This window comes from Cellvibrio sp. KY-YJ-3 (assembly GCF_008806955.1).
Classification (GTDB): Bacteria; Pseudomonadota; Gammaproteobacteria; order Pseudomonadales; family Cellvibrionaceae; genus Cellvibrio.
In genome coordinates, this window is sequence record NZ_CP031727.1 from 292,793 (window position 1) to 310,366 (window position 17,574).

Sequence of the window (17,574 nt, forward strand, 5' to 3'; positions counted from 1 at the left end):
CCTCGTCAATCAGTAAAACACTAACTTCCCAAGCCCAACCAACGGTTAATGCCGTCGATGCGACGCAGCAATAGAAACTCAAGGATTAATAATAGAACGAGGGAGATCGCCAATAACGGCAGAAAAATTGCCAAACCAAGTGTGATTGCCGCTACTGTAAAACCAACACGGGCGGGCATCGGTGGTGGTGCGCCCAATGCTGATTCGGGTTTGCGTTTGCGCCATAAAATAAAACCGCTAACGCTGATGAGTATTAAGCCTGCGCAGGTGAGTAAACCTAACACTAAATTAAACCAGCCAAATAAATAACCTTCATGCGCTGCCACGCCGATACCGATGGCGCGATCCAGTAATTTTTTCTGTGCAAAATCGCTGCGCTTTTCAATGCTGCCATCGCCATTGATCCATACATCCGCACGCTGGGGGCGATTGGGGGTTTGGGATGAAGCCTTCCAACTGATGTGATGCCCATTGTGGTTATGATTAGTGGCAATACTGAGTTCAACTGGTGCAGGTAGATTTAACTGCTGGGCTGCGTGCAAAACTTCCGGCGTTAAATTAAAAACATCGCTCGCTTGTGCGCGCCAGGTTTGATGCTCTTGATGACGACCTTGGCTCCAATCCTGCTGCTGTTCCTCTTGTGCAACTTGGGAGAAATCAATTGCGCGCACTTCTTTTAATGCGCTGCCCCAGACCAAGGCCCAGGGTAAACCGGTGATTAACAAAAATAGTGCCAGTGCAGAAATCCAAATACCGGTGACGGCGTGGATATCGCGCCAAAATGTTCTGCTACCCTCGCGCAGGCGCGGATAAATAACACCTGCCATGCCGCGTGTATTGCGCGGCCACCATAAATACAAACCGGTGACGATTAGTACAATCGCCCAACAGGCCGCCAGCTCTACCAATATTGAACCGACATTACCGAGCAACAATTCGCCGTGAATGGTTTTGACGATATTCATTAACTGATCGTCAGTCCGTTCTTTTGCAAGCACAGCACCGGTGTAGGGATTTACGAATACCATCCAGTTGGTATCCGCCTGCACTTTAACTAGCACGGCTTCATCGGCGGATTGTGGCAGGCGATAACTTAATAATTTTCCGTCTTCGACGACTGCCAGCGCCGCAGTGATTTGATCGTTAGGTGCGAGTGCCTCGCCCGTTACTTGCAGGCCACGATAGTCACGCTCTTGCCAGTGTTCGTAATAGGGTTTGAATAAATAAATCGCGCCGGTGAGCGATAATAAAATCACAAACGGAATAGCAAAAATTCCGGCATAAAAATGCCAGCGCCAAATGGTGCGATAGAGGGCTTTTTGATTATTGCTTGTTTGAATTAATGCATTCATATTTTGCGGCTCTTCGAATTCGTCTTCTGTGCCGGGTGCTCATTTCAAAAACGCATGCATACCTCCCTGTAGCTCCGTTACGGCATCCATACCTTTACGGTTTTGAAATAAAATCCCGGCACAGAAAACTCACAGCGGAGGAATTTTTACCACTATTTATAAGTTATAAGTCATAAGAAAGACTTAAATAAAGTGTGCGCCCTGGCCATGGGTGTGCCACATAACTTTGCTCATCGGTGAGGTTATCCACACCGAAACCGACTTCAATTTGCTCGCTGAAATCATATGTGGTTTTTACGCCCACACGGGTGTAGCCATCTTGTGCCCCCATCACGCCTTCGGCGATGTCGTCGTTTTGCAGGCGACCAAAACTTTTATCAGCATATTGCACATTACCACTGAGATCCCACTTGTCATTCACGTGATAGGTAAGCAATAAGTTGCTGCGCCAGCGTGGCATGCGTGGGTAGTCATTGCCTTCAATGCTGGTGGTTGGGTTAGGGCCTTCGGCGGTGCTGTTATCTTCAATCACTGATTTGGTATAGGTGACATTAAATCGCGCATCCAACTCGGGTACCAACAAGCCGGAATAATTAAGGATCAATTCAACACCATCGCTTTGCACTTCATCGACGGCAGAAAAAGTGGTTACCAGCGTGGAGAAATTGCTTTGCGATTCAATTGCATCCTCTATGGTTTCGCTAAATAAATTAATACGCGCGTAGCCACCATCAAATTGTTTTTCCAACATCACATTGTGATGTACACCATTTTCCGGTTTTAAATCCGGGCGCGACACAGTAGAACCGGAATAGGATTGGCTTTGGGAAAATAGCTCTTCCACAATTGGAAAGCGATAGGCGCGCGCGGCGAAATAACGCACCAGCCATTCATCGGCAGGAACGAAGCCGAGTGAAAATTTTGGTGAGAGTTGATTGCGTTTTGCATCTTCCACATCGACTAATTTAAAAGCGGAGCTGATGGGATTGTTGCGGCTGAAATAACCGTTTTTACTTTGCCATTGTTCGTAACGGCCACCCAAGGCTAAATCCCAACGCGCGCCAATATCCCAATTTAATTGCACAAACGCAGCATCGATACTGGTCTCACCACCACTGCGGCTGGTATAACCGGCGTTGTCGCCCTGCAGCCAATTGCTGGAATTGTATTGGTCCAGATTGAGGCGATAGCCTTCATGGCGCACGCCGCCCAGCCATTGCATGCCTTCCAATCCCACATCATCCAGCACCAATTTCACATCGAGTGTCTGCCAACCGGTATCGTCATAATCCGCCGTTAAGCCGGTGTTATTAAAGAGAGGATCTTGCGGGTTGCGACTGGAGCTAATGCTATTGTCTTTGAGAATACGGAAATCGCTGAGATTGGTTTCCACACGCAATTGATCATTCAATTTTCCTTTTACGCGCAGGCCGGTCGATAAACTTTTACGTTCCAACTCACTATTACCCAAGCGCCCGGCAGCGATACTCATGCCGATGCCGTCCTGCACAAAATTTCCCGCCCAGGCTGTGCTGCCATCGACATTGCGCAAATAGCTGTTGGCGGCATCGCGCAAGGTAGTGCGATCCTCATAGGCAAGGTTGAGCAATGCTGACCAGTCGTCGCTAAAGTCGTAACCTAATTTGATTTTAAAATTATCAGTTCGCGCTTGTTCAACGCCGGTATCGCCGTAGTAGTAAGCGGGCTTACCATAGACATCGCGCTGCACAATGGCGCCGGTGACCGTTGCGGCGCCGCTAGCGGGTGTTGCGCGATAGTCATAATAAAACGACTGGGGTTGGCTTTCGTTTTCGAGATGGTTGTAAGAAAAATAAACGCTCAAGTCGCCAATTTTGTCGCCGTAGGAGAAAAACGTTTTGGTGCCGGTTAAACGATCCGAAAAACCGTAGGCGGAGAAGTCTTGCGAGAAATAATCCAGGTCCACATGCACTTTGCGTGTTTGCGGCAAGGCGGTTTCAATCAGCACTACACCGCCCATGGAGTTACCGCTGTACTCGGCAGAAAAAGGCCCGTAGAGAATTTCCACCTGTGCAATTTCATTCGCACTCACCATGGTCCAACGCGGCGCGCCACTCCAACGGGTTTGCAGCAAATAATGCAGCGGCACGCCGTCGGCAAATACCATGGAGCGCGGAGTGGCAAACATATTGGAACCGCGCAGGCCAAGGGTGCCGTTGGAATCGCCAATATAGCGTTTGCGAATCACCAGGCTGGGTTCGTATTTCACCAAGTCCTCAGTGGTGGTCGCATTGATGCTGACCATATCTTCCTGCGTCAGCACACTGGTGGGATTGATATAACCGGCGTGACTCGCATCGCGTGCATCCCCCCAGACTTTTACCTCCTCAACCGGCTGCGGATTTTTAGTGTGCTTTTTTTTCAACACCTGTTCATGTGCCTGCGCAACGCTGGTCATACCCATACTCAGCACACCAGCACCCGCCAGCACAAGCGCCAACAACCGTCTCACTAGTCTCACCCACCCTACTTTTTAATGGTTTTTTCTGAGGAGCAGAGTAGGCAGTTTGCAGCGCGACGAACAGTGACAAATTGTCGCAGGGGCGAGACCAGGGAGGCGGGTAAAATAGGATTTTCGTCATACCTGCGAACGCAGGTATCCATAAAGATCAATAGCGAAGATCAGCGGCGCTTAATGAGGGATACCAGGCCATAAACCAACAGTGAAACCAGCAGCGCCGGTAAACCCAAATATAAATCGCCACCGATACCACACCAATGCAAAACCAGTACCGTGCCGCAGCCAAGACCCATCAGCCATAGCGCCATAGTTTGCGACAAGGTTTTACCAAGACAGAGCAATAAAATAAGCGGCACAAATGCTGCCGAGAGCATCGCCCAGGACAACACTACTAACGCAAAAACCGATTGTTGATTCAGCAGCGCCCACGCGAGTGCAGCACAGGTTGCCAAGAGTGTGGCGATTTTTATACCGATGATATTGGTGCTACTGCGCGACGCAAACAGACGCGGCGCCAAGTCTTGCGAGATAAATGATGAACAACTCAGCAGCAATGAATCCGCCGTAGAAATTGTGGCCGCAAATATTCCCGCGAGCACCAAGCCGACCAGCAGTGGCGGCAATAATTCCACCGCCATTTGCGGCAGCGCCAACTCGGCATCAAAGTTTGCTGACTCAGGTAAATAAATTCGTGCGAGCATCCCCACGGCGGTCGCCATGCAATAAAACACTACAAACCAGGCGTAATACCACAGGCGGGTTTGCACAAAATTCTGCGCGGCATTGAGCGTAATAAAACGCACCATAATGTGCGGTTGGGCGATAACCGAAAAACCGGCAAGCAGCCAGCCAATAAAAAATATACCCACTCCTGCCGCGCCGGGTAATACCACCGATGCAGGCGCGAACGAAAGAAAACCGGGAATATCATTCATGGCGGCAACGCTGGCCGATACGCCACCCAGCGCTTGCACCGCGGTAAATAACATTAACCCCATGGCAACAATCATCACAATTGATTGCGCCGCATCGGTCCAGATAGATGCGCGAATACCACCAGCAATGCAATAAAGCATCACCAAACACGCGCCGATTACCGCCCCCAACCACGCGGGCCAATTAAGCAAAACCTGTAATGCTTTACTGCCCGCGACCAGTTGCGCACCGGCATAGGACAATAAAAACACCAGCGCAATCAGTGCCGCAATTACCCGAAAACCGCGCCCCGAAAAACCAGCCCAGCGCGTCAGTGCACCAATATAACTGGTTTCGCCGTTATTAAATGCCTGCGCGCGCAAGCGCTGATGAACCCAGAGCGACGCGAGAAAATCCCCAAGAATCCAACCGATCATTAATAAACTGGCCGACAAACCAACGGCGTAGGTATAACCGATCACCCCGATAAACATATAGCCGCTGTTATTCGTGGCCACCGCCGACAAACCCACCAACCAGGGCGGCACACTGTGACTGGCGAGATAATAATCCTGCGCATTATTTTTACGCACGCGCGCTGAGGCTAAACCAATAACCAGAAAAAGTACGAGGCAAACAATAAAACTGATCAGCATAACAAGGCCCGGATTTTAGACGGTGCTATGGGCATCAAGCAGCAACTGCTCAAACGCGGGCAAATGGTGGAGTGGTTCTAACGCGGGGTCTTTGGCGAAATCATCCAAACGCGCATCGCCATTGACAAGCGCTTTGGTTAAGAAATTAATTGCATCATCAAAATGGGAAAGCGCCGCATGAGCGCAGGCCAACTGATAAAACGCATGTGCATTGGACGCATCCAGCTGCAGCGCGTTTTGACACAAATTAATCGCCCACTGGGGCTCATTGGATTCCAGTGCAGCATCGGCTTTATAAGTGAGCGCTTCACAATCGCGCGGGTTAAGTGCCAGGATTTGATCATAAACCGCAATTTTATTGGCGGGCGCCGACTCTTGTGCAGCGCGCAACCAGAGCGCGTGAATTTCTTTGGTGCGCTCAATGGCCTCGCGGTTTTCATCAATGTAGGTGGATTTTTCCCGCAGCTGCTGTTCAATTTCACGCAGCCGGTCTTCATAAGCACCAATTAATTTGCGCAGTTCTTTATCGGCAAGAGTGCCCATTTTTTCTTTCATTTCGCGGATGGATGTCCAACCCACAATCACCAATACCGAACTTACCGCGGCGATAATGTAGAAAAAATTGGAGACGGTATTGGTGGCATAACTCACGCTGCGGTCAACCGCTTCAATTTGGCGATCGGTAATTTGCTGGATAAATTCCACGCGCTGCGCGGCCATGTCGGTACGCAGGGATTTTAATTCATCCAAAATATAACGCTCGGTAAACGCACTGTAGAGCGGTGCGTCCAGCTGCTCTACAGTTTGTTGTGCCTGCTCTGCCGCTGCGCTGGCCTTTTTTTCCGGTAAACTTTGCGCCTGAATACCCGCCGCAAATAACAGCGGCAGGAGCACAATTAGCAGCAGAATAAAGGCGCGCTTAAACGCGGAGTCTTGCTTCATACAATCACTTCCGCCGCTAGCGCATAGGCACCTTCGGCATTGTGCACTTCGCGCCCCATCAGCGGCGGGTTAAACACACAGGCTAATTCCATTTCTTCAAACGCACGTAGAATATGTTTGTCGTGTTTATCCAGAATATAAATAGTGCCCGGTTCTATAGTGTGAATAGCGCCGCTGGCGACATCTTTTATTTCACCAAAACCACTGATGCAATACACAGATTCAATATGGTTTTGGTAGTGCATGGGCAGCACCGCGTCTTTAAAAATACGGGTGATATGAAATGAAAAACCGGCGCCATCACTTTTTAACAGTAGGCGATTACTTTCCCAACCCTCTGCATTAATGGTGCGCCCTTGCAGTTTTGCCTCGGATAATTTTCTAACAATCATAGATACCTCTCTATTTTTTAATCAGGCCAAAAGACTTATGCCGTTTTACGCGCGACATATTCACTCATGGTGGCCGCAAAACTTAGCTCAAGAATTTTCAAGCCTTTGCGCAGATCTTCCTCACCAATCGTGAGCGGACAAAACACTTTTACTACCTGCCCCTGATTACCGGCTGTTTCAATCACCAGACCGCGTTCAAATGCATGGCGACAAATCGAATCGGCAATAGCACCGCTGGCGCATTCAATACCCTGCATCAAACCGCGCCCTTTCACGCGCAGGGTGAGCGGCTGGAATGCATCGAGCATGGCTTTTAATTGCTGCTGTACGATGAGGGATTTCTGCGCAATTTCCTGCGCAAAATGTTGGTCGCGCCAATAGGTTTCGAGCGCCGCTGTCGCGGTGATAAAGGCATGGTTATTACCGCGAAAGGTGCCGTTGTGTTCGCCCGGCAACCAGCGATCCAGCGCGGGGTTTAACAACACAATCGACAAGGGCAAACCAAAACCGCTGAGGGATTTTGACAAAGTGACAATATCTGGCTTAATGCCGCTGCTTTCAAAACTAAAGAAGCTGCCGGTGCGGCCGCAGCCTGCTTGAATGTCGTCGACAATTAATAACATGTCGTGTTTGCGACACAATTTTTGCAAACCCTGCAACCAGGAATCGGCCGCAACATTTAAACCGCCTTCACCTTGCACCACTTCAATAATCACAGCGGCGGGAATATCCACACCACTGGAAGGGTCAGACAATAATTTGTCCATCATTTTGAGGGTGTCGGCATCGCGACCGTGATAACCACAAAAGGGCATGCGCTCAATATTGTTCAGCGGCACACCCGCACCACCGCGATGATGTTGATTGCCCGTGGCAGCGACCGCGCCAAGCGAGACACCGTGGAAACCATTGGTAAACGCAATCACACCGCTGCGGCCTTTGACTTTGCGCGCAATTTTTAATGCCGCTTCAACTGCATTGGCGCCCGTCGGCCCGGTAAATTGCACGCGATATTCCAAACCGCGCGGCGCCAAAATAATATCGCGCAGACTGTGCAGAAATTTTGCTTTCGCCTGGGTGTGCATATCCAAGCCATGAGCGATACCGTCTTGCTCGATATAATCCATTAGTGCTTTTTTAAGCAGCGGATTATTGTGACCATAATTCAGCGAGCCGGCACCGGCGAGAAAATCGAGATAGGCTTTGCCCTGATCATCAAATAAATAGCTGCCGCGCGCATGGTGAAATACCACGGGAAAAGCGCGAGAGTAAGAGCGAACTTCCGATTCCATTTGTTGAAAAATTTTCATTGTCGTCATCCTCTTGGTGAATATGATTTGTGCTAATGGGAATAGCTAAATTTTGGATAGCAGTTTCCCGTGGCGATACAGAGGTATCACCATTCGGGTAGGGCTTGGCCCTGCAAGGTTTAACGGTTTATGGGTGATGTTCGCAGCGCGGGCAACGAGTTGCACCGCGCGCGTTGCCCATCATCAATCCAGCCAGCGCCGGTTGGAGCAGCGCAAACCTGCACGCAAATCGTCCAGGTGATAGGCCATGGATTTGTCGGGGCGGTTGGGCAACGGGGCAATTTGCAGCAAGTATTCGTCGTCGTGCTCGCCACCAAAATGGCGATCGCGATCAAACATCATACTTTTCACGGGGATGGCGCCGCAGTCGCGGGCAAAACTTTCAAACAGCGCCCAGGAGGCGTGATTATCGGGGGTGATACTGGTCGTAAGGCGCTGAGCTTTTTCGGTGCCCGGCTGATCCACCAACCACGTGAGCATGCGCTTGGCCAAGCCGGAACCACGCATTGCCTCGCTCACCACAACCTGCCACACAAAGAGTGTCTCGCTGTCATTCGGCGGGCAATAAGCCGAGATAAAACCGACCAACTGCCCGTTGAGCAGGGCGGCAACCGAGGTATCGGCAAAGTGCTGGCATTGCAGCAAATTACAGTAGACGGAGTTGGTATCTAGCGGTGGGCTGGCAGCAACCAGTTGGTTGAGAGCATAACCATCGGTTGGTAGAGGGTGGCGCAGCTCCAGGGTGTCCCATAAAAGATCGTTTCTGGCGTTCATAAAAACCTCCATAGTGCGTCTTTGATAGCGGCAATATTATTACAACACTAATCAATTGGAAGCCTTTTTAATAGATTAAAAGGCTTTAAGAAAGGATTAAAATTTAGTAAACATCGAATTAACAGCAAAAAATCGTTTTTATTGGCACTTAATCAAACTTTTTGCCTTAAAATATACTTAGTACACAAAGTATATTTTTGATAGTACAAAATTTATCAGCACAGGTCTAGTGATAATTTTGTGACATAACCTGGCCTTTGCACTGAGGATGACAAGAAGCACTCTCACAGGCATGCTGCTATCTCCGCCCCCTAACCCTTACTGACGACACCCTAAATGAACCAGATCGACCAGGTACTCACTTCGCTGCGCCGTGTAATTCGCGCCATCGACCTCCACTCGCGCCAACTGGTGAAAACCGCCAGTGTCACCGGCCCGCAACTGCGCCTGTTGCAGCTGATCCGCAGCCAGCAGGGCGGCACAGTAAAAGAGCTGGCGGACGCCATGAGCCTGAGCCAAGCCACAGTCACCAGCATTATGGATCGCCTGGAAAGCCGTGGCCTGATTGCGCGGGTGCGCTCGCTGACCGATAAACGCAAAATTCATCCGCAGCTTACCGACAGCGGCAATGCCCTGCTGGATACCGCCCCCACCCCGCTGCAAGACAGCTTTGTGCGCAAGTTTGACCAGCTGCACAGCTGGGAGCAGCACATGATTATCGCTTCGCTGCAGCGCGTGGCAGAAATGATGGATGCCGAAGCAATTGATGCCTCGCCCTTTTTGGACATAGGCTCGCTGGACAGGGTGGAAGTAGAGGAAGCGACAATCGCCCAACAGGGCCCACAAAATTGACGCCCCCAGGGGATAGTCACAAAAACATCACCAAATAGTCCAAATCCCGCCACAGCTCCGTAACAAAGCCCACCTAAGCTGCGCCCCTGACACAGTTAATTGCCCATATCGGGCATTTGCCAAGGGAGCGCACACCATGAGTTCAGTAAAAGCGATTCACCTGTCGCTGGCCTGCTTGATTGCAAGCGCCAGCTTCCCCGCCGCCGCCACGCTGTATTTTTCTGAATACATAGAAGGCAGCAGCAACAATAAAGCATTGGAAATCTACAACAGCAGCCCCAATGACATCGCCCTGAGCGGCCATAAAGTAGAGATGTATTTCAACGGCAGCAATAGCGCTGGCCTGACCATCAACCTCACCGGCAACATCCCCGCAAACGGCGTCTTTGTACTCGCCCATGGCAGCGCCAATGCAAGCATTCTTGCCCTTGCCAACCAAACCAACAGTTCCGGCTGGTTTAATGGTGACGATGCGATTGTGCTGAAAAATGGCAACACAATTTTGGATAGCATCGGACAAGTCGGCGTTGACCCCGGCAGCGAATGGGGCACTGGTTTTACCAGCACCGCCGACAACACTCTGCGCCGCAAAACCTCCATCACCGCTGGCGATGCAATCATCAATAACAGTTTTGACCCCGCGCTGGAGTGGGAAGGTTTCGCACAAGATACTTTTGATCACCTCGGCACCTATCAAGGCAGCAGCAATGGCGGTGGCAATAATGGCGGCGACAACGGCGGAACAACCGGCAGTTGCGGCGACGCTGCCACCTTGATCAGCACTGTTCAGGGCGCCGGCGCGAGCAGCCCGCTACTGGGTAACAGTGTCAGTATTGAAGCCATCGTGGTTGCGGATTTCCAAAATACCAATCAGCTCGGTGGATTTTTTGTGCAGGAAGAAGATGCCGACAGCGATGGCAATGCAGACACATCCGAAGGCATTTATATCGCCAGTACTACACCTGTTGCAGTGGGTGATCGGGTACGCGTATATGGGAAAGTCGCAGAGACTTTTCAATTAACCCAACTCAGCGAAACAACGGTAGCCGTGTGCGCGAGCAATCAAGCCCTGCCGACGCCAGTCACTCTTTCACTGCCGGTTACCTCACTGGATACCTTTGAAAAAATTGAAGGTATGTCCGTGGCTATTGCACAAACACTCACCGTAAACGAAACCTATCAATTAGGTCGCTTCGGTCAAGTGCTGCTCGCCAATGGCCGTTTGCAACAGCCCACCAATGTGGTTGAACCCGGCGCAGCGGCTAATGCATTACAAGCGCAAAATAATTTAAATAAGTTGATGATGGATGACGCCAGCAATCTACAAAATCCTGATCCGGTTATTTTCCCCGCACCCGGTTTGTCTGCACAGAACACACTGCGCAGCGGCGATACAGTGGCGAATCTGCAAGGTGTGATCACTTACGATTTTGGTGTGTATCGCATACTACCCACCGCCACACCCAATTTTTTACACACTAATGCCCGCCCACTCGCACCGGTAACAGATTCAGCGGCGAATTTAAAAATCGCCAGTTTTAACGTCTTAAACTTTTTCAACGGCAACGGCACTGGTGGCGGTTTCCCCACTGCACGCGGCGCCAACAACGCCACGGAATTTGCACGGCAGAAAGCCAAAATTGTCAGCGCACTGGTGGGTTTGAACGCAGATGTGATTGGCCTGATTGAAATTGAAAACGATGGTTACAGCAGCACCAGCGCAATTGCCGAATTAGCGTCAGCACTGAATACCGCCAACGGAATCAACACTTGGAAATATATCAATCCAGGCGTAAATAAAATCGGCACCGATGAAATTGCGGTCGGGTTTATTTATCGCAGCGACAAAGCTACTGCGATTGGCACAACCGCAATTTTGGATTCAAGCATTGACCCGCAATTTATCGACACCAAAAATCGCCCCGCGCTCGCGCAAAGTTTTCGCGCCAACAGCAACCGTGCAATTGCGACAGTTGTCGTCAATCATCTTAAATCCAAAGGTTCAGATTGTAATGACCTGGGCGATACAGACATCGGTGATAGTCAGGGCAACTGCAATATCACTCGCACCCAAGCCGCCACCGCTCTGGTGAATTGGCTGAGCACCAATCCAACCGGCGTTAATGATCCGGATTATTTAATCATTGGTGATTTAAATGCGTACGCCAAAGAAGATCCCATCACCCAGATTATCAATGCGGGTTATACCGACCTGATTCATAAATTCGGCGGCAGCAGTGCTTACTCTTATGTGTTCGATGGGCAAGCCGGTTATTTGGATCACAGCTTGGCAAGCAGTTCATTAACACCACAAGTGTTATTCACTGCTGACTGGCATATCAATGCCGACGAACCTATCAGCCTCGACTACAACACTAAATTTAAATCGCCCACACAAATTGCCAACTTGTATAGCGCCGACGCATATCGCTCATCCGATCATGATCCGTTAGTAGTTTCATTGAAATTAATTGTGGACCTCGATGGCGACGGCGATGTGGATAAAAACGATGTGCAACTCGTCACCAGCGCACGTGGGGTAACGCCAACTGCATTTGATCAACGCGATGTAAACGGCGACGGTGTCATCAATGCACTGGATGCACGCGCACTCACCTTGCAATGCACTCGCCCGGGTTGCGCCACTCATTAATTGACAAAGCCTCCCGTAAAGGGAGGCGCTTATTCTTAACCGGAGTTTTTTATGAAAAAAGTACTAGCACTTTTAGTTACCCTTGGCTTGGCATTGTCGCTGAATGCAAATGCCATCAATATCGAATTAACAACCGATAAAAATGCCTTAACCCTGGGCGATACGCTTGCAATCGACGTACGCATTAGCGGGCTGAACCATGGCAGCTCACCATCACTCGGCGCTTACGACCTCGACTTTAATTACGACCCGAACCTGTTTGCTATTCACAGCATCATGTGGGGCGACGCCATACAAGGTAATCAATTGGACTTAATGAACTACGGCAGCTTTCAGGACAGCAACTCTGGCAACGGATGGTTAAATTTATTTGAATTATCTTTCGATAGCGTAGCAGATTTGAATTTACTGCAAGCAGGAGAGTTTATTTTATTCAGTGTACTGCTACACACCATCACCAATGGCAGCGGTATTTTTTCATTGACCGCCAACTCAGTGAGCGATGCCTATGGCGAGGAATTATTTATTGCACCCATTAACAATTTATCCGTGGTGGTCAACAGCGTTTCCGTACCGGAGCCATCCAGCGTGTTATTGCTACTGGGAATGATTGCATTTATCGCACTGCGCAACAAACTAGCGCAATCGCAGAAGTAAATACACAACAAAAAAGCCCAGGTCTGAGTTGCTACCTGGGCTTTTTAATGCGCGACACTATAGGATTAACGCGTTAGAAAATCTGATGCTGGCGAACATGCCGCCAGGTTTTTCCCTCATCAAGGGACTCATAAAAGTCGCCAGAGACCCCACCGCAGTACAACATGATCCTGTCAGATACCTCTGGAACCATATCAGTGCAATACTTGCCGGGATACTCGGCAGCAAGTTTCATCCAACTCTGTCCACCGTCAGATGTTATCGCCAAATAGGGTGTGCGCTCCCCCACCAACGTTGGACGCACCGACGCAAAACCTTTGAGTGGCGAGACAAATACCGGAGTGGAAATAAAATCGAAACCACTGGTGCGACGCATAGTTTTACCGTTGATCTTACAGCTCTTGACGCTCGCCTTAACGCCAGGGCAATTAGTCACCGATGTTTTTATATCTATCCATTGTTTTGATTCGGCATCATAACGATGGTAAGCATCCTTTCCTGTCCATGACCAAAAGCCCGCCACATCAACACCCAAACTGACATTGCCGGCAGGAATAATCCGGTCGATGTTGTTGGCAACGGCAGTGGTATAGGTCAGTTGCTGGTTGGCGGTGATGCTAAACAGTTTTTGATCGACAGTATCAAAGATATCAAATTGATTATCAAAACCTGCCCGTTGCACACCAATGCGAACATAGTCGGCACCGAGGAAATTCTCCAAACGCACATTCTTCACACGCGATTTACTTTTGCTATTAGTAGCCTGCACCTCACCAGTGGCTAACACCTGCCCATTGGCATCTCGCCAACCCTGATTGGCAATATAGGAAAGTTGTTTTGTCCAATTCACCTTTGCCAGCGCCGGATTGCCGCGCCAGACTGTCACCGCCTCATTTTGAATGCTGTATACCATAGCGTCATCGGATGATAGCCACTGCACAGCGCCAATCTCGGTATCTACACTTAGCGATAAATCCTGCCACTGCCCCGCTCGGGCTTTATAAAAGAGAGCCCCCTGTTCACCACCGACTAACAAATCACCTCTGGCATTTTGGGCGATGGTATTCAAGTCTGAATTCGTCTCCAACATTTCCTGATTCCAGTCACCTGTTGGTGTACGTTCCAATATTGAGCCCAATTTCCCCAATAAAAAGAGGGAGCCGCTCGCACTTAAATAACGTTTGGAAAATAACGTTGGGTTTTGCGCAAGTGCAACGTAGTTGGAAAAACGTTCGGTGTCCGAACCATCATCAACCCAAGTCTGTACCGCTGCAGTGTCGTATTTTAAAAAAGGACGATAGGTCTGAATAAACATACGGTTATCTGTTTGCGGAATACGAATTAAACGATCGGAATATTTATCGCCGTCTACTTTGCGATAGTAAATAAAAGTCCCCAGATCAGTGATTTTTCCCGGTACCACATTGAACACGCCCAGATCAACGCCACCTGATCCCCAAAGCGAATAAAAAGACTCTCCAATTACATAAAACGCTCGCACACTATCAACGGAGTATTCACCCGCAGGAACAGCAGAAATAAATAGCGAACTACTGCCACTGACTTCAGGCAAGGAGGTCAGACGCGGCGACTTGTTGGCAGCCGACTCATTGAGGCCTTTAGGCGTGATAGTAAATTGATTAAACGGTAATAGTGAACCACCAGCATTGATCACCCGAGCAACCACTATGCCGTCCGTTGTGAGTGGTGTTTGGCTGGTCACAGGCGGCATCATATTTACCGCTGAAGGTACGCAGGCCGTTAATAATAATGCTGCAAAGGCCAATGGCAGCACGAAAAACACCTTGCAAAACTGTGAATACTTGGACATAAAGACTCCCGTCATTTCGATGACAGCGCGTGTTATTAAATTTCCCAGACCTAACCCAATTAGTTGTTGGGCGCAGCACAATAGCCAACTTGGGTTAGCTAAGCAATCATGAGCATTTATGTTATTCAATACCGATAAAACTAAATTACCCCCTAAGCAAAAGCATTCCCGCACCACAAGTGTTTGGTTGTTTATCTGCCTCTTGGGAATGAGCCATTTGCTCCCGCCCACGACTCAAGCATCGGACCAAATAGAGATTTCTGCCCCAGCAAAAGGGCATGGATTTTTATTAATGAATTTGGACATCAAAGCCTCGGCCGCCATCATGACGCTGAAACAAATCGGCAGATCAAGCAAGGCTTTCGATATCAAACTGACCCCTACTCATGGCCGCTGGTTGCTGCGCCCACTGCCGCAGGGCGAATATCAAATCACCCAAATTAATGTTCCCTATTTTGATTTACCTCACGCCATGGATACCGCAAAAAATCCGCGCTGGCGCATTCGTATTCAAGCTAATCAAATAAACTATGCAGGGCGAATGGAAATAGAACGCGAACGTACCGAGCGCCAAGTCAGTGTTCGAAAACTCAATCGCGTTGCCACTGACCTGCCGCTTATTCAGCGAGAGCTGAGTTCAAGCCTCGCACTCTATCCTTTGGTCGCCGGAAATACCCTGCGCGATGATTTCGCCGAGGAGCACATACTCACCACAGAACCCGCACTGACAGGAGCGAGTGATGACTAAACAAGTAACTCTCGGATTGCATTTTTTTTATATAGTTGCGCTACTAATCTTTACCAACATATCCGCACACGCCGCAGTGGGTGTTGAAGCATTTTTCAAAACACCACAAATAAACTCAATGGCACTTAGACCGGATGGTAAAGCGGTATTAATTCTTAATGACCACGACCAAGGCCAGCAACTCACGCTCAGAGAGCTAGCCAGAACTGAAGAAAAACTCCTCTTTTCTCCCTCAATCTACGGAGGTGCCGATGCAAAAATTGGCAGCATGGGCTGGCTGGACAACCGCTACGTGGCTATCCAATTTATTCAGCCCAAAGCAGGCATTGCCGACCTTATCGATTCCAAAATTTCCCGCCGCCTGTTAATTCTGGACACACAGGTCCCGCTGGGTGCAGCCACACAAATTTTAAGTGTGAAAACACCCGGTTGGTTAGTGGGCACACAATCCAATACCAGCGGGGAATTGCTCTACGCACAGAGCGGACCGCAATCACGCGTTTATCGCATCAGGATTGATTTACTTCAACCGGATAAAGCACCACTGAGTAAATCCAATAAAATCGACGGTGGCCAGTTCGTTGCCAGCAACCAATTAATACAAGTTGACGGTTATGCCACGCGCTGGCTCCGCAACAACCAAGGCGAATTCAGTGCGGTATTGCACTTTACTCAAAGGGATACCTTGACCCTGAGCCAATTGCAACCGGACGCCAAAGTAACCGCTATTTTTTCCTGGAACTTATATAAACCTGAAAAAACTGACAGGCAAGATGCAGCGCAAAACTTAACGCGTTTTTTGCCTTTGGCGTTAGGGCCAAATACGGGCGAATTTTATTGTCTTGACCGCGATGAAGCTGAATCAAAATCGCTGTACTTGGTGAATTACGCTGCAAAAACTTATCGTTTAGTTTATGAAACAAACGCGTTCAAAATTGTTGATTTAACATTCTCACCAGACGGAAAGTTAATCGGCGTTCAAACACTTAATAATGAACGCATTGTGATGGAGCCAATTAGCGGTGAAGCCTCATCGCCACAACAAGACAACGGATTACGCTTAACTCTCGACGCCAGCGCCGACTCGCGGCAGCTATTAATTTATGAAGAAGCCCATAACCAGCCAGGTCAATTTTTACTGGAAACAAAAGCACCGATCACAAGAAAGTTAATCGGTGAAAAATACCCCTGGCTTTCAGGAAAATTAAGTAATCAGCAAATTGAAGCCGTAGTCAACGTGGAGGGACTGCAGATTCCCTACTTGTTAAACCTACCATCAACGATCCAAAAAGCACCGTTAATAGTTATGCCGCATGGCGGCCCCTTTGGTGTTTTTGATAGCCCCTATTACGATCAACTCACTCAGCTATTTGTTAGCCAGGGCTATGCTGTGCTGCGCGTGAATTTTCGCGGCTCAGGTGGACGCAGCCAGCAGTTGCGGGAAGCGGGGCAGAAGCAATGGGGGAAGTTGATGCTAACAGATATTCACACTGCGACTCTGGCTGCACTCGCCCGCAATGAGATCGACAATACGCGTGTGTGCTTGTTCGGCATTAGTTACGGCGGCTATGCGGCATCTATGCTGCTAATAAAGCATCCGGAAACCTATAGGTGCGGAGTTGCAATCGCCGGTGTTTACGATGTGAACCTGCATTTGCAATCGTCACACTTTTCGGAAAAAGAACACCAGTGGTTTAAGGAAAATGTGGGTGACTACCAGACAGAGTACGACTCACTAAAACAAATATCGCCGGTATTTAATGCAGCAAAATTGCAGAAACCACTACTGCTGATCCACGGGACAAAAGATGAGATAGTAGATCTGGAGCATAGCTCACGCTTCAAATTGGCGCTCGACCAAGCCGATAAATCTACGAAGTTAATTGCGGTAGAAGGCCTGGGCCACAGTTTCAACTCGACTGCTGACGCAATAAAAGTATTAACGCCAAGCCTGACGTTTTTGAAAGAAAATCTGTAGTGCACAGCGCCCGC

At 49.3% G+C, this 17,574-nt stretch carries 13 protein-coding genes; 5 read left to right on the top strand and 8 right to left on the bottom strand.

Translation table 11 applies throughout. The features are described from left to right. Nucleotides 1-20: 20 nt before the first annotated feature. The 7 genes from D0B88_RS01370 to ectA form a co-directional block, all read right to left on the bottom strand. A complete protein-coding gene (locus D0B88_RS01370) occupies nt 21-1,352 on the bottom strand; it encodes a PepSY domain-containing protein (RefSeq protein ID WP_151054463.1) in 1,332 nt (443 codons plus the stop codon). A 163-nt stretch (nt 1,353-1,515) separates the two neighbouring features. After that, complete coding sequence (locus tag D0B88_RS01375) at nt 1,516-3,843, bottom strand: TonB-dependent receptor (RefSeq protein ID WP_225318479.1); 2,328 nt, start codon at nt 3,841-3,843, stop codon at nt 1,516-1,518. A gap of 170 nt (nt 3,844-4,013) precedes the next feature. Continuing rightward, a complete protein-coding gene (locus D0B88_RS01380; protein ID WP_151054465.1) occupies nt 4,014-5,423 on the bottom strand; it encodes a sodium/proline symporter in 1,410 nt (469 codons plus the stop codon). Nucleotides 5,424-5,438: 15 nt separating this feature from the next. Further along, nucleotides 5,439-6,365: a CDC27 family protein gene (locus tag D0B88_RS01385; RefSeq protein WP_151054467.1), complete on the bottom strand. Its 927-nt coding sequence runs from the start codon at nt 6,363-6,365 to the stop codon at nt 5,439-5,441. Then, complete coding sequence (locus D0B88_RS01390) at nt 6,362-6,757, bottom strand: ectoine synthase (RefSeq protein ID WP_007640072.1); 396 nt, start codon at nt 6,755-6,757, stop codon at nt 6,362-6,364. The genes D0B88_RS01385 and D0B88_RS01390 overlap by 4 nt, the downstream gene beginning before the upstream one ends. Before the next feature lie 35 nt (nt 6,758-6,792). After that, nucleotides 6,793-8,067, bottom strand: a complete 1,275-nt coding sequence (gene ectB / locus D0B88_RS01395) for a diaminobutyrate--2-oxoglutarate transaminase (protein ID WP_151054469.1) — start codon at nt 8,065-8,067, stop codon at nt 6,793-6,795. A 183-nt stretch (nt 8,068-8,250) separates the two neighbouring features. Further along, nucleotides 8,251-8,841 (bottom strand): diaminobutyrate acetyltransferase, encoded by a 591-nt coding sequence (gene ectA / locus D0B88_RS01400; RefSeq protein WP_040391182.1) that lies wholly within the window; start codon nt 8,839-8,841, stop codon nt 8,251-8,253. A gap of 336 nt (nt 8,842-9,177) precedes the next feature. Between ectA and D0B88_RS01405 the strand changes: the two genes are divergently transcribed. From D0B88_RS01405 to D0B88_RS01415, 3 genes are all read left to right on the top strand, one after another. After that, entirely contained in the window at nt 9,178-9,693 is a 516-nt protein-coding gene (locus D0B88_RS01405; protein ID WP_151054471.1) for a MarR family winged helix-turn-helix transcriptional regulator, read from the top strand. A 136-nt stretch (nt 9,694-9,829) separates the two neighbouring features. Continuing rightward, the gene (locus D0B88_RS01410) at nt 9,830-12,346 is read left to right on the top strand and encodes an ExeM/NucH family extracellular endonuclease (RefSeq protein WP_151054473.1); all 2,517 of its coding nucleotides are present in this window, start codon (nt 9,830-9,832) and stop codon (nt 12,344-12,346) included. Between the two features lie 51 nt (nt 12,347-12,397). Beyond that, nucleotides 12,398-13,003: a PEP-CTERM sorting domain-containing protein gene (locus D0B88_RS01415; protein ID WP_151054475.1), complete on the top strand. Its 606-nt coding sequence runs from the start codon at nt 12,398-12,400 to the stop codon at nt 13,001-13,003. 73 nt (nt 13,004-13,076) lie between these two features. Here D0B88_RS01415 and D0B88_RS01420 read toward each other — a convergent pair whose 3' ends face one another. Next, a complete protein-coding gene (locus D0B88_RS01420; RefSeq protein ID WP_151054477.1) occupies nt 13,077-14,834 on the bottom strand; it encodes a hypothetical protein in 1,758 nt (585 codons plus the stop codon). 292 nt (nt 14,835-15,126) lie between these two features. Here D0B88_RS01420 and D0B88_RS01425 point away from each other — a divergent pair, with 292 nt between their 5' ends. Together D0B88_RS01425 and D0B88_RS01430 are read left to right on the top strand one after the other, a co-directional pair. Next, on the top strand, nt 15,127-15,582 hold the full coding sequence (locus tag D0B88_RS01425; protein WP_151054479.1) for a hypothetical protein: 456 nt from the start codon (nt 15,127-15,129) through the stop codon (nt 15,580-15,582). Then, complete coding sequence (locus D0B88_RS01430) at nt 15,575-17,560, top strand: S9 family peptidase (protein ID WP_151054481.1); 1,986 nt, start codon at nt 15,575-15,577, stop codon at nt 17,558-17,560. The genes D0B88_RS01425 and D0B88_RS01430 overlap by 8 nt, the downstream gene beginning before the upstream one ends. Nucleotides 17,561-17,574 lie beyond the last annotated feature (14 nt).

Bases quoted from the DNA above. Each gene is read 5' to 3' on its own strand.
- ectB (WP_151054469.1), bottom strand. From the start codon at position 8,067: ATGAAAATTTTTCAACAAATGGAATCGGAAGTTCGCTCTTACTCTCGC.
- D0B88_RS01415 (WP_151054475.1), top strand. From the start codon at position 12,398: ATGAAAAAAGTACTAGCACTTTTAGTTACCCTTGGCTTGGCATTGTCG.
- D0B88_RS01370 (WP_151054463.1), bottom strand. From the start codon at position 1,352: ATGAATGCATTAATTCAAACAAGCAATAATCAAAAAGCCCTCTATCGC.
- ectA (WP_040391182.1), bottom strand. From the start codon at position 8,841: ATGAACGCCAGAAACGATCTTTTATGGGACACCCTGGAGCTGCGCCAC.
- D0B88_RS01430 (WP_151054481.1), top strand. From the start codon at position 15,575: ATGACTAAACAAGTAACTCTCGGATTGCATTTTTTTTATATAGTTGCG.
- D0B88_RS01420 (WP_151054477.1), bottom strand. From the start codon at position 14,834: ATGTCCAAGTATTCACAGTTTTGCAAGGTGTTTTTCGTGCTGCCATTG.
- D0B88_RS01385 (WP_151054467.1), bottom strand. From the start codon at position 6,365: ATGAAGCAAGACTCCGCGTTTAAGCGCGCCTTTATTCTGCTGCTAATT.
- D0B88_RS01390 (WP_007640072.1), bottom strand. From the start codon at position 6,757: ATGATTGTTAGAAAATTATCCGAGGCAAAACTGCAAGGGCGCACCATT.
- D0B88_RS01425 (WP_151054479.1), top strand. From the start codon at position 15,127: ATGAATTTGGACATCAAAGCCTCGGCCGCCATCATGACGCTGAAACAA.
- D0B88_RS01380 (WP_151054465.1), bottom strand. From the start codon at position 5,423: ATGCTGATCAGTTTTATTGTTTGCCTCGTACTTTTTCTGGTTATTGGT.
- D0B88_RS01410 (WP_151054473.1), top strand. From the start codon at position 9,830: ATGAGTTCAGTAAAAGCGATTCACCTGTCGCTGGCCTGCTTGATTGCA.
- D0B88_RS01405 (WP_151054471.1), top strand. From the start codon at position 9,178: ATGAACCAGATCGACCAGGTACTCACTTCGCTGCGCCGTGTAATTCGC.